This window comes from Chryseobacterium sp. 1B4, from assembly GCF_036631475.1.
Classification (GTDB): Bacteria; Bacteroidota; Bacteroidia; order Flavobacteriales; family Weeksellaceae; genus Chryseobacterium.
The window spans coordinates 836,388-849,450 of sequence record NZ_JAPNUF010000007.1 but is presented as its reverse complement, the minus strand read 5'-3'; the positions used below and the strand labels follow the sequence as shown (position 1 = coordinate 849,450).

At 36.7% G+C, this 13,063-nt stretch carries 13 protein-coding genes and 2 pseudogenes; 8 read left to right on the top strand and 7 right to left on the bottom strand.

Annotated features, from left to right (window positions below):
- Positions 1–44 precede the first annotated feature (44 nt).
- The 3 genes and pseudogenes from OWR28_RS13810 (at position 45) to OWR28_RS13800 (ending at position 2,213) form a co-directional block, all read left to right on the top strand.
- A pseudogene (locus OWR28_RS13810) lies at positions 45–475 on the top strand (BT0820 family HAD-type phosphatase).
- A gap of 161 nt (positions 476–636) precedes the next feature.
- Entirely contained in the window at positions 637–1,446 is an 810-nt protein-coding gene (gene map / locus OWR28_RS13805) for a type I methionyl aminopeptidase (protein ID WP_002979947.1), read from the top strand.
- Positions 1,446–2,213, top strand: a complete 768-nt coding sequence (locus tag OWR28_RS13800; protein ID WP_332387083.1) for a class I SAM-dependent methyltransferase — start codon at positions 1,446–1,448, stop codon at positions 2,211–2,213. Before map ends, OWR28_RS13800 begins: the two co-directional genes overlap by 1 nt.
- A gap of 43 nt (positions 2,214–2,256) precedes the next feature.
- On the opposite strand, the gene OWR28_RS13795 is transcribed toward OWR28_RS13800, so the two are convergent.
- From OWR28_RS13795 to OWR28_RS13785, 3 genes are all read right to left on the bottom strand, one after another.
- Positions 2,257–2,967, bottom strand: coding sequence for a T9SS type A sorting domain-containing protein (locus tag OWR28_RS13795; protein WP_332387082.1), 711 nt, complete (start codon positions 2,965–2,967; stop codon positions 2,257–2,259).
- 152 nt (positions 2,968–3,119) lie between these two features.
- Positions 3,120–3,452 (bottom strand): DMT family transporter, encoded by a 333-nt coding sequence (locus tag OWR28_RS13790; protein WP_002979942.1) that lies wholly within the window; start codon positions 3,450–3,452, stop codon positions 3,120–3,122.
- 228 nt (positions 3,453–3,680) lie between these two features.
- Complete coding sequence (locus OWR28_RS13785) at positions 3,681–4,244, bottom strand: Crp/Fnr family transcriptional regulator (RefSeq protein WP_332387081.1); 564 nt, start codon at positions 4,242–4,244, stop codon at positions 3,681–3,683.
- A gap of 223 nt (positions 4,245–4,467) precedes the next feature.
- Between OWR28_RS13785 and era the strand changes: the two genes are divergently transcribed.
- Complete coding sequence (gene era / locus OWR28_RS13780; protein ID WP_002979938.1) at positions 4,468–5,343, top strand: GTPase Era; 876 nt, start codon at positions 4,468–4,470, stop codon at positions 5,341–5,343.
- A 66-nt stretch (positions 5,344–5,409) separates the two neighbouring features.
- Positions 5,410–5,838 (top strand): DoxX family protein, encoded by a 429-nt coding sequence (locus tag OWR28_RS13775; RefSeq protein WP_332387080.1) that lies wholly within the window; start codon positions 5,410–5,412, stop codon positions 5,836–5,838.
- A gap of 61 nt (positions 5,839–5,899) precedes the next feature.
- On the opposite strand, the gene OWR28_RS27015 is transcribed toward OWR28_RS13775, so the two are convergent.
- On the bottom strand, positions 5,900–6,052 hold the full coding sequence (locus OWR28_RS27015) for a bacteriocin-like protein (protein ID WP_374462620.1): 153 nt from the start codon (positions 6,050–6,052) through the stop codon (positions 5,900–5,902).
- Between the two features lie 117 nt (positions 6,053–6,169).
- On the opposite strand from OWR28_RS27015, the pseudogene OWR28_RS13770 reads away from it, so the two are divergent.
- A pseudogene (locus tag OWR28_RS13770) lies at positions 6,170–8,569 on the top strand (alpha/beta hydrolase family protein).
- Between the two features lie 60 nt (positions 8,570–8,629).
- Here OWR28_RS13770 and OWR28_RS13765 read toward each other — a convergent pair.
- The gene (locus tag OWR28_RS13765; RefSeq protein WP_332387079.1) at positions 8,630–9,325 is read right to left on the bottom strand and encodes an HAD family hydrolase; all 696 of its coding nucleotides are present in this window, start codon (positions 9,323–9,325) and stop codon (positions 8,630–8,632) included.
- A gap of 76 nt (positions 9,326–9,401) precedes the next feature.
- Here OWR28_RS13765 and OWR28_RS13760 point away from each other — a divergent pair, with 76 nt between their 5' ends.
- Positions 9,402–9,965, top strand: coding sequence for a Crp/Fnr family transcriptional regulator (locus OWR28_RS13760; protein WP_332387078.1), 564 nt, complete (start codon positions 9,402–9,404; stop codon positions 9,963–9,965).
- Positions 9,966–10,189: 224 nt separating this feature from the next.
- Entirely contained in the window at positions 10,190–10,693 is a 504-nt protein-coding gene (locus OWR28_RS13755) for an N-acetyltransferase family protein (RefSeq protein WP_332387077.1), read from the top strand.
- A gap of 2 nt (positions 10,694–10,695) precedes the next feature.
- Here the strand turns inward: OWR28_RS13755 and OWR28_RS13750 are convergent, their stop codons facing one another.
- Positions 10,696–11,556, bottom strand: a complete 861-nt coding sequence (locus OWR28_RS13750; protein ID WP_332387076.1) for a GLPGLI family protein — start codon at positions 11,554–11,556, stop codon at positions 10,696–10,698.
- A gap of 67 nt (positions 11,557–11,623) precedes the next feature.
- Positions 11,624–13,000, bottom strand: coding sequence for an MATE family efflux transporter (locus tag OWR28_RS13745; protein WP_332387075.1), 1,377 nt, complete (start codon positions 12,998–13,000; stop codon positions 11,624–11,626).
- Positions 13,001–13,063: the final 63 nt, after the last annotated feature.

The following is a 13,063-nucleotide window of genomic DNA, read 5'->3' as shown; positions in this document are numbered from 1 at the left end:
CACTCTTTTTATTTCTTATCTTTGCAAAGCTAAAAAATAACAAAATGTTAAATAATAAAAAGATTGCTGTTGACTTTGACGGGACTATTGTTGATGATGCCTACCCGGCAATCGGAAAACCGAAAACTTTTGCATTCGAAACTTTAAAAAGACTTCAGGCTGAAGGATACAGACTTATACTTTGGACGTACAGACACGGAAAAACGTTGGATGAAGCTGTAGAATTCTGCAGGAAAAACGGAATAGAGTTCTATTCTGTGAACTCAAGCTTTGAAGGAGAGGTTTTTGATCCCGAAACACAGTCCAGAAAATTAGATGCTGACTGGTTTATTGATGACAGAAATTTAGGAGGATTCCCAGGCTGGGGTGAGATCTATAACATTATTCAGGAAAGAATAGAATTCCGTGTAGAAGGAAAAGAAGTTCTTGCCTATTCAAAACTTAAAAAGAAAAGAAAAAAGGACTTTTTTGGTAGAATATAGAAAACTGGAAGCTAGATATTAATTAGCTTTTTAATATCAAGTGCTTTTGATCTTTTATAATTTATAGTAGAAAGTTCAATAGGTGATAGGAAGTAAAAATTAGCATAACGCTGTTGTCTAACTTCTAACATCTAATATCTAATATCTATATACGATGATTCAATTAAAAACGATAGACGAACTGCGTCTGATGAAGGAGAGTGCCAGATTGGTTTCTAAAACATTGGGAATGCTGGCAAAAGAAATTAAACCGGGGATTACTACCTTATATTTAGATAAACTGGCACATGATTTTATTAAAGATCATGGCGCTGAGCCTGCATTTTTAGGGTACGGGGGATTCCCGAATTCTCTTTGTATCTCTCCGAATGAGCAGGTGGTTCATGGCTTTCCGAACAACGATGTAGTAAAAGAAGGAGATGTTCTTTCCGTAGACTGTGGAGTTATTCTTAACGGTTTTGTGGGGGATCATGCCTATACTTTTGAAATCGGGGAAGTAAAGCCGGAAGTTAAAAAATTACTACAGGTGACCAAGGAATCTCTATATAAGGGGATTGAGCAGTGTATCAGAGGAAAAAGAATAGGAGATATCTCCCACGCGATCCAGGCACACTGTGAAAAAGAAGGGTATGGAGTGGTAAGAGAACTTGTAGGACACGGCTTAGGAAGAAAAATGCATGAAGATCCGCAGGTTCCGAACTATGGAAGACAGGGAAGCGGAAAAGTAATTAAAGACGGTCTTGCAATTGCTATCGAACCGATGGTTAATATGGGAACTGAAAAAGTGAAATTCCATAATGACGGCTGGACGGTTACTACGTTAGATAACATGCCATCCGCCCACTTTGAACATGACGTAGCGGTAATCAACGGTAAGCCGGTACTGCTTTCAACATTTGAATATGTATATGAAGCTTTAGGGATTGTAAGTGATGAAGAAAAGCAGTTCCAACTGGATTTTTAATGAAAAAATTAACGAAGCTTTTACTGAATAAAATTCCACGTCCGATGCTTATTAAAATGAGCATCTGGGCAAGGCCGCTTATTTATCAGTTTTTCAAAGGAGATCAGTTCTACGACCCTATTGATGGAAGATCTTATAGAAAATTCCTTCCTTACGGGTATGGTAAGCAGCGTGAAAATGCCCTGTCCCCAGGAACCTTAAGTTTGGAGAGACACCGTCAGATGTGGTTGTATCTTCAGAATGAAACAGATTTTTTCATTAAAAATTATAAAGTTCTGCATATTGCTCCTGAGCAGGAATTTTTAAGGAAGTTCAAAAGGATGAGCAATCTTAACTATATCTCGGCAGATTTATATTCTCCCATTGTAGATGTCAAGGCTGACATCCTGGACCTGCCTTTTGAAAATGAAAGTTTTGATATTGTTTTCTGTAATCATGTGCTGGAACATATAGAAGATGATGCAAAAGCAATGAGTGAGCTGTACAGGGTATTAAAGCCCGGCGGATGGGGAATTCTTCAGGTTCCGATGAAAAATTCACTGGAGAAAACCTATGAAGATTTTACCATTAAAGATCCTAAGGAACGCCAGAAACACTTCGGACAATACGACCATGTCCGCTGGTATGGGATGGATTATTTTGACCGCTTAAGAAAAGCTGGCTTTGAAACAGAGCCTAATTTTTACTCACAGAAATTCTCTGAAGAAGAAATAAAAAAATACGGGCTGAGACACAATGAGATCTTGCCTGTAGTTTATAAAAAATAAATAAAACCCGTTTTCAATTGTTGAAGACGGGTTTTATTTTCTGTTACTCTTTTGTAAAAGGATAAGATTTATAATTTTCAAGAGCTAAAATGTACTGCCCTTTTTGAAAACTGCTTGTGTCAATGGACATATTAACACCACCCGTTATAGTTTCAAATACCAGTTTTCCGGAAAGATCATAAATCTTAAGCCGAAGATTTCTTTCAATATTTTCAATATGTAACATCTCTTTTACCGGATTTGGATATGCTTTAAACGTTTTTGAAGCGGCATCAATTTCTTTAGTACTTAGTTGGGACGTATTATTATAATGGACCTTATTTCCTGAAGGGTCCGTAATTATAAGTGTTTTGAGGTTGCCGTTTGTGATAATCTGATAGCTGTATATAGATGCATAGGCTCCTGAAACGTAAGTGTCACAGTTTTTCTGATCGTAGGCACGAACAGCGGGTGCATTTCCGCCGTTATAAAACAAAAGGGTACATGAGCTGGCTGTTTTGATAAGATTGTTGCTTCCAGGCATAACTCCAAAACTCATCATAGATGTATTGTAATACCTTGAATTAATAACATAGCTTGTACCTCCCGCTGAATTGAATGTGGTAGCAGGAACTCCGTTATCTATTAAAGGCGTATTGGTTGTCTGGCCGGTGTTAGATACCATCTTGGAAATATACCAGTTGTTGGAAAGCAGCTCAGAAGTTTGCTGGGCAGTCAATAAGCTGCCCGCTAAAAGGAATAATAATTTCTTCATAGGTTAAAAGTTTCCGGTAAAGATATAAAAGAATTTCTTCTTTATCTGTTTTGTCAGTATAATTTAAAATGAAGATTTGAAATAAACAAAAAAACCGTCTCTATTATGAAGACGGGTTTTATTTTTAAATATTGATAGAAATCCTGTGTTTTTTAGTGTGATGAAGACACTGCTTTCAAACCTACTACAGAGCCAATAAGGGTTACAATAAAAAATATTCTCCAAAAACTTACAGGATCTTTAAAGAAGATAATTCCCATTAAAGCAGTTCCCACCGCTCCGATACCCGTCCAGACCGCATAAGCTGTCCCGATAGGCAAAGTCTGGGTTGCCTTAATCAGTAAAAGCATACTGATAGTCATTGTTACCAGAAAACCGGCAAACCAGTAATAGGATTCTGTTCCGGAAGTTTCTTTTGCTTTTCCCAGACACGATGCAAATGCCACTTCAAATAACCCGGCTACAATTAAAATAATCCAATTCATTTTTTAAATTTTTCTACTGCAAAGTTCAGAATTTGGATGCAGAAAAAATTTTACAATTGTTAAAAAATGAAAGCAAATGGAAGTTGGAAGAATGAAGCTGGAAGTTATTGCATAAGATAATTAGCAAACATTTTTTAGATAAAGTTCTTAGAAGCATTAATTTATAAAAATGAGCAGGATTCTTTAATGGACTATCATAACTTCCTTCTTCCATCCTCAAAATCAAAATTATTTTATCTCCGCCCTTATTCTGCTCAAACTTACCTGGGTAATTCCAAGATAAGAAGCAATATAACCCAGCTGAACTCTCTTAAGCAATTCAGGCTGATAGGTCATAATATCTTTATAACGTTCCAAAGAAGTTTTAAACTGTCTGGAAATAATCAGCTCCTCAGATTTTATCATCTCAGCTTCTGCCAGTTTTCGTCCCCAGTTAGCGATATGAATATCCTCATTAAAAAGCTTTTTGAGTTTCTCCGTTTCCATTCTGTACAAATCGCAGTCTTCCAGGAGCTCAATACTTTCATAGCCGGGCTTATCCTCTACATAGCTTTTCATAGATAATATGCACTGGCCTTCGCTTCCAAACCAGAATGTAATATCATTATCAGATGTTGAAGAATAGGCACGCGCAATTCCTTTCCGGATAAAATACAGATAGGGAACCACTTTATCCGCTTCCATAAGGCAGAAACCTTTAGGATGCGAAACTTCAGTGATATACTTTTTTAAACTGTTTTTTGATGCCTCAGGAAGAAGGTAAATCTGATCAAGAATCTGGTCTATATTCATAAAGATGAATTCTAATTTTCAAAAATATCAGTTTTGGGTAATGCAATACAAAATAATCGGGTATTTTTTTTATCCTGCAAAATATCCGTTTTGTATCTGTTTAAAAATTTCTTTTATTACAGCCACTTAAGGTTATATAATTCTCTTTTTTCTTTTAAATATTGAGATTAACTGTAAAGACCGATTTTGTTTTACTAACTTTGCAGTTCGTAATATAATTTTTATGCACAAAGCTGGATTTGTAAATATAGTTGGAAAGCCCAATGCGGGAAAATCGACCTTGCTCAACCAATTAATGGGAGAAAAGCTGGCGATTGTAACGCAGAAAGCGCAGACAACCCGTCACAGAATTTTTGGTATTTATAATGAAGATGATCTTCAGATCGTATTTTCTGATACTCCCGGAGTATTAGACCCAAAATACGGGCTGCAGGAAAAAATGATGGACTTTGTAAAAGACTCCCTGCAGGATGCTGATGTTTTCCTGTTTATTGTAGATGTTACCGATAAAGCAGAACCGTCAGAATTTTTAATTGAGAAACTGAATAAAATTCCTGTACCTGTACTTCTTCTGCTAAACAAAGTAGATCAGACGGATCAGGCAGGTCTTGAAAAATTGGTGGAAGAGTGGCATAACAGAATCCCAAAGGCGGAAATTCTGCCTATTTCTGCTCTGAATGCCTTCAATACAGAAGTTATTTTACCTAAAATAAAATCGCTTCTTCCTGAGAATCCTCCTTACTACGATAAAGATCAGTTCACAGACAAGCCTGAGAGATTTTTTGTCAACGAAACCATCCGTGAGAAAATTCTTCTGAATTATGATAAAGAAATTCCATACTCTGTAGAAGTGGTTACAGAACAGTTCAAAGAGAAAGAAGGAATTATTTTTATTGATTCCATTATTTATGTAGAAAGAGATACCCAGAAAGGAATTATTATCGGCCATAAAGGAGAAGCCATCAAAAAAGTAGGAACTGAAGCAAGATTGGACCTTGAAAAATTCTTCACCAAAAAAATTCATCTGAACTTATTTGTAAAAGTGAAAAAAGACTGGAGAAAGAATGACAGAGATCTCAAAAATTTCGGTTACAGATAAACTAAAATGCCCGGAATCCCGTTGTATTAAAAGATTTTTATTACCTTAGTATAAATTTTTTAGTAAATGAACTATAATAATTCAAATTCAGGCTCAATACCTAAAGATATTGTTTTATTGGTGGTGAGAGTATTTGTTGGTTTTGCAATGCTTTCTCATGGTTTTCCAAAGCTTCAGATGCTATTGGAGGGCGGTAAAATCGAGTTTTTCGATTTTATGGGGCTGGGACCACAGATATCACTTATTCTTACGGTTTTTGCTGAGTTTGTCTGTTCAATACTAATTATATTAGGACTTTTTACAAGAGTTGCTCTGGGGTTTCTGATTTTTACCATGGTCATTGCAGGCTTTATAGTGCATGGGGGAGATCCTTTTGAAAAAAGAGAACTGGCATTGGTTTATCTTTCTGTTTATCTTCTACTCCTGGTAATCGGAGCCGGAAAAGTTTCTGTAGATCATATGATAGAAAAAAGGAAAAGAGCTTCAGATTGGTAATTTACAAGATAAAACAATACAAAAATAAAGAAAGGCACTTCATTTGAAGTGCCTTTTTGTTTTAAGGTCTGCAAGAAGGCAAACAATCCCATATAGGAGAACCTGTTGGTGTTCTGTCCACTATACAAGCAACATATCCTGTATCACACAATGGAGCATTTCCTCCGATAATAGTCTTAAGATTTCTCTTTGTTAGTTTTCTTAAATTTTTCATATTATTTTAATTTGTAAGGTAAATGTAGTAAAAAAAAAATATGACACTAAAAAGAGTCTTATTTTTTTAATGTTAGAAATCTGTTAAAATTCACTACATTCGTAGAAAATGAATTATATGAAGATAAAACTGACTATTTGCCTTCTGGCATTTCTCAATTTTTACGATGCACAGGAAAATATTACATACCAGAAACCTTCTGCTGAAATTTTAAAACTTGCAGATTATGAAAGACCTCCATCTGTTCTGATGAACAGCAAAAAAGACTGGGTGGTTTTTACGTATCGTCCAACATATAAAACACTGGAAGATCTGAGCCAGAATGAAATGAAACTTGGCGGACTCAGAATCAACCCGGTTACCAACATCTCAAGCAGCATGACCTACTCAAATAATCTGAAGATCAGAAAGATCAATGATAAGAATGAGATTCAGGTAAAAAATCTGCCTTCCAATCCGAAAATTGCCTACGTTTCATTTTCTCCGGATGAAAAGAAACTGGCTTTTACCAATACAACAAGTAAAGGAGTAGAACTATGGGTTGTAGATATGGAAACAGCTTCTGCAAAAAAAATTACAGCTGACAATCTGAATGCCAATTTAGGAATGCCTTATCTATGGTATAATGACTCTCAAAGCTTTCTGATCAGAACACTGCCGCAAAACAGACCAGCCCTTATAGATGCAGCCAAAGATCTTCCTACAGGCCCGATTGTTTCAACAGCTGACGGTAAAGTTTCCCAGAACAGAACTTACCAGGATCTTCTGAAAAATCCTCAGGACGAAAAAACTTTGAAACGCTTACTGCTTCTGAACTCTATAATGCAGATCTTACAGGAAACCTTAAGAAATTCAAAGATCAGGATATGTTTGCAGGCTTAAGCTTTTCTCCTGACGGAAATTACCTGATGGCTACAGTAATTAAAAAGCCGTTTTCCTATATTGTTCCGCTTAGCAGATTTCCATCAGCAACGATTGTATATGATATGAAGGGAAATGCTGTAAAAACAGTGAATGAAGTTCCTTTAAATGAAATCATGCCAAAAGGATTTTCATCAGTAAGAACAGGAAAAAGAGACATGACATGGAGAAATGATGCACCGGCTACTCTTACCTATGCTGAAGCGTTGGACGGGGCGATCAGTCTAAATCAGCAGATTACAGAGATGAGATATTTACATGGGAAGCACCGTTTACTGCGGCTCCGAAATCTTTCTTTAAAACAAAGCAGAGATATGAGGATGTAGTCTGGACCAATGATCATTATGCCATTGTTTCTGAAGGCTGGTACGATACAAGAAATACAAAATCATACCTTATAGATCTTAATAACGGAGAATCTAAAGTTTTTGATGACAGAAATTATCAGGATGTTTACAGCGATCCCGGGAATTTTAACACAACGAAAAATCAATACGGGAGATATGTAGTGGATATGAAAGGCGGAAAAGCCTACCTGATAGGAGATGGGTTTACCAAAGACGGTCAGCACCCGTTCATAGATGAAATGGATGTTAAATCATTGAAGAAGAAAAGGCTTTATACCTCCAACCTTAAAAATGCCAAAGAGGCCATCGTAGACATCCTTAATCCTTCAAAGGGAGAGATTTTAACGACTCAGCAGTCTCCAAGCCAGTATCCGAATTATTTTAAAAAGAATATTAAATCTAATAAGGCGGAAGCTGTAACCAACTTTGCAAATCCTTTTGAAAGCATCAAAGACGTTTACAAAGAAGTGATCACTTATAAAAGAAATGACGGCGTTACCTTAACAGGAACCCTTTATCTTCCTGCTAATTATGACAGAAAAGCGAAAAAGAAAAGCTTCCGTTACTGATCTGGGCCTATCCGACAGAATATAAAGATAAAAATACAGCAGGACAGAACACCCAGAACCCTAATGAATTTACATTCCCGTCTTACGGATCTTTTGTATACTGGACCACAAAAGGATATGCTGTTCTTGATGATGCTGCTTTCCCTATTATTGGTGAAGGAAAAACGGAACCGAATGATACGTTTATCCCGCAACTGGTAGCAAATGCAGCGGCAGCCATTGATGCAGTGGATCATCTGGGGTATATTGACAGAAAAAAAGTAGCTGTAGGAGGACATTCATATGGAGCTTTCATGACGGCAAACCTTCTGACACATTCTGATCTTTTTGCGTGCGGAATTGCAAGAAGTGGTGCTTATAACAGAACGCTGACACCTTTCGGATTCCAGAGTGAGCAGAGAAATTACTGGGATGTTCCGGAGATTTACAACACGATGTCCCCGTTCATGCACGCAGATAAAATGAAGACACCGCTTCTTCTGATCCACGGTGATGCAGATAACAATCCGGGAACTTTCACTTTACAGACTGAAAGATACTTCCAGGCGTTGAAAAATCTGGGAGCTCCTGTAAAAATGGTCCTTCTTCCAAAAGAAGCCCACGGATATCAGGCAAAAGAAAATATCTTACACCTTTTATGGGAACAGGATCAGTTCCTTGAAAAGTGTCTGAAAAAATAAATTATAAAAGAGACTGTTTATCATAAACAGTCTCTTTTTGATTAAATAAATCTTAATGGTTTAAGAGTAAAGATATTTCAGAATTTCATCAACACTCTTAAGCTCCATAAAATTCGGATGTTCCAGGTTAACATCATGCTGTTCATGGCTCCATGTGACATGATAAGGAATATGGGCTGCAAAACCTCCGATTTCCAACACCGGCAAAACATCTGATTTAATAGAATTTCCAAGCATTATAAAATTTTCAGGTTTGCAGTCGAGGTGCTTCAAGAGCTTTTTATAATCGTGCTCCTTTTTATCACTCATAATTTCTATGTGGTGGAAATACTCCTGTAATCCTGATTTTTTCAGCTTTCTTTCCTGATCCAGGAGATCTCCTTTTGTGGCAACAACAAGTCTGTATTTTCCTTTTAAACTTTCAAGGGTTTCTGTAACCCCATCCAGAAGTTCAATGGGTTTCTGAAGCTGTTCCTGTCCTAATTGTATGGCTTTATTTACCAATTCCAATGGTGCCGTGTTATTGGACACTCTGCTGATGGTTTCAATCATGCACAGCATAAAACCCTTTACCCCGTAACCGTATAAATGGAGGTTCTGCATTTCTGTTTTAAACAGTTCCTGTGATACAGAATGCTGTGGAAGGTAATTTTCGAGCAGCATGCAAAACTCCTTTTCTGCTTCCTGAAAATACGGCTCATTGATCCAAAGGGTATCATCAGCGTCAAATGCAATGGTTGTGATATGATTATTCATTTTTGTTTTGTAATTTTCTGATCTCAAAATTCAGTATAAAAACCCAACAAGCAAAGGACATTTGTCCCGGATCAATATGTTACGCACCAATCAGACATTTTTAAGCTACTTTGAAGCGCTTTATCATAAACAGGAGAGCGGGAAAGACATTCTGTTGAAATCTTATCCCAAAGGAGAGCAGATTCTGGTACAAGGGCAGTTTCTTCTCAAACCTATGATTATTAAGGAAGGAGTTACCAAATGCTATTTTACGGAAGAAAACGGAAAAGAATATATCGTAGAGTTTTCCGGAAGCGGTGAAATTATCGGGGAAATAGAGATGATCAAAAATACACCGTGCCTATGCAGTATCGAAACACTAACCGAAGTTTCCGTATATGAGATTGCCATTCCGTATTTCAGGTTTTTGCTTAAAAATGATATTGCTTTGAATCATTTATTGCTGGATATTTTTGCGGAACGAATTATCAATACTTCCAGCAGGGCATCTTATCAACAGCTTTATACAACAGAACATACTTTAACACAATTACTGAAAATGCAGGCCAAAGAAGGAATCCGGATTTCAAAAGAAGATATGGCCGCTTACCTTGGAATTACAGTAAGAAGCCTGAACAGAATCTTAAAAGACTTAAAATAGTTTTTAATGTAAAAAATGAAATTTTTAAGCAAATAATAATTATAAGTTTCAATTCTTAAGTTTGATTGTTCTTTTTTTTTTTTTTTTACGAAAATTATTTTTTAAGCATGATTTTTTTAGGGGTAGGTTTCTGTAAACGGCTAAATTGAATTATTTATTATGATTTTACCAGGGTGTTTTTAAAATTTAGTATTTTTGTGTAAAATTAAGCCGAATATTCGTCCATGGAAAAATTAAAGTTCAGGAATGCTGAATTGACAGATTTAAACAAAATCGTAGCCATTTATAATTCAACAATTGCCTCAAGGATGGTGACCGCAGACATGGAAGAGGTTTCTGTAGACAGCAAATTAAAATGGTTTGAAGAGCACAATCCTCAGACCAGACCACTCTGGGTGGTTGAAGATGAACAGGATCATGTCATTGGATGGGTAAGTTTCAGTTCATTTCATGAAAGAGCTGCATATAATGGCACGGTAGAGGTAAGCATTTATCTTGATGAGTCCTGTAGAGGAAAAGGATTTGGTAAAACAATTCTCCGCTATTGTATTGATAACGCGGAGAAATTTGGAGTACTTAATCTGGTTGCCCTTATTTTCCTTCATAATGAACCTAGTTTAAAACTCTTCAGGCATTTCGGATTTGAAGATTGGGGAAATCTTCCGAATGTTGCTGTTTTGGATGGAATAGAAAGAAGCCTGGTCATATTGGGAAGAAGAATTAATTAAAACTATAAAAGCGGCCTAAGCCGCTTTATTTGTATCTTATTATCAGTTGAATTCAGGCTGTTTATCCTTTTCAATATAGATATAACGGCATTTGATTCCGTTTTGGAGTATTTCCTTTTTTTATTGAGTTCTTCTACAGATTCTATCGTTTCATCTTTAAAGTTGGTCTTTTCTCCGCTCTTTATTCTCTCGGAAAACATTCTTGTAGGATTTTGGTAGATATCTTCAATATATTTATTAAATTTCTGATTGGTTATCGGGATAGCCGGCTTGCCATAATGCGTTTCCACAAAATCTCGGGTATCGTAGTCTGTAGTAAGTTTTTCATTCTTAATCAGCTTATAGACAAAGTTTTGATCCGTATCTTCTAAGATAAAAATGAGACCGGGAAGACCTCTGAATTTGTATGGACCTTCCTGTATATTCACTTCGCTGGAAAACCAGGCATTCCAGGTTCTGCCTCCGAAATCTGTTGTCGCTTTCTGGAGCTTGTAACCATTGTATTCTTTGGTTTCCTGAATGATCTGCCATTTCATTTCATCATTTGTTTTTACCACAAAATAATCAAAAAAATCTCTGTACCAGTTGTTTTTAAAAGAATCCGGTTTTCTTTCCACAACCTGGTCTGTTTTTGAGCTGTATCGTGAAATCTGCTGGTTTGCATTTTTATTTTTTTCATCATAATCAGCAAAGCCTTTATCGTAAAATTTAATCGAGGCCGGGCTGATATCCAGATTCATAAAGGTTGTTATATATGGCTGTGATATATTTTTGCGGTACTGAAGTTCGTAAGTAAACCTGTTGGTTTGAGATTGAAATAAAGAGCCTGCATATAAGGCAAGGAAGATCAGTGTTTTTTTCATTTCTATTGATGGTTATCAACACCAAAAATAATAAAAAAGCGCAGGTTTTTTACATCTGCGCTAAGTTTTATTGTGTTTTTGTCTGTAAATTCTGCTTAATTCTTTTTGCCGACATATTTAAAAATCGCTTTACGAGGAAAACTGCAGATACTGTCAGTCCTAATCCCAGTGCGATCCACATTCCGAATGCTCCCATTTCTAAAGTAACACAGAAGAAATATCCCAAAGGAATCGTAATCACCCAGTACGCAATAAAGGTATAAATAGAAGGTATTTTCACATCCTGCAATCCTCTCAGCATTCCCAGAGCTGTTACCTGGATTCCGTCAGAAAGCTGGAATAACGCTGCAATAATCATCAGCTTTGCAGCCAGGGCAATAACTTCAACTTCTTCTTTTTTCGTGAAGAAAGTCGGGAGTATATTTCTGCCTAAAATAAAGACCAACCCGCAGATGCACATAAAAATAAAAGCGATCTTCAGGTTGTTGATTCCTACTTTTCTCAGTTCAACAAAGTTCTGTTCTCCCAGTTTTCTTCCAATCATTACCGTAGAGGCCACACTGAACCCAACGCACAGGTTAAAAGTGAAAGAAGCCATGCTTAAAGCAATCTGGTGAGATGCAATATCATGGGCAGAAATCAACCCGCAGATAAATGCTGCTCCGGCGAAAGCCGTTACTTCAAAGAACATCTGTAAAGCTGTAGGCAGCCCAAGCTTCACCATTCTATCAAACATCTGTTTTGAAAAACCCTGAATTTTTAAAGAAAAATCCTTAATATAACGCCTTGTTCTTTTTTCTTTAAGCAATACAAAATAAAGAAAAACAACCATGAAAATTCTGGAAATCAGGGTTGCCAGAGCGGATCCTTTTACGCCCATCGGCGGAATTCCCCAAAGGCCTTTAATGAAAACATAATTCAAGGCAATGTTGATGATATTGGCAATAATGGTTGCTTTTGTAACCCCAATTGTATAAGATAGTCCTTCAGATACTTCACGAAGCGTCTGAAATGCCATAAACGGAATCATACTGATCACCATGATACTTAAGAAGCTTACCGTATCAGGGATAATCTTGGCAGGCTGCCCTGAATGATAGAGAAGTGGCATTCCCAGCAATAAGATGGCCATCAGAATAATCCCGACAGACATATTGATGATAAAACCGTGGCTGAACACAGAGTTGATCGTAGCATGATCTTCTCTGGAGTGTGCTTCCGAAACCAGCGGCGGGATGGCAAATGAAAATCCAAGGGCCAATACAAATATGGAGAAAAATACTGCATTTCCCAATGAAACGGATGCCAGCGCATCGGCACCCAACAATTTTCCGACAATAATATTATCGAATAAGTTTACTGAAACCTGCCCCACCTGGGTAAGCATCACAGGCAGAGCCAAAGTCAGGCATTCTTTCGTATAGTTTTTGTTTAAAAAGCTCATAATATTTTAAGATTCATATAGTTTATGATTCAAATAAGGGTAAAAAAATTTGCAGTGATAACA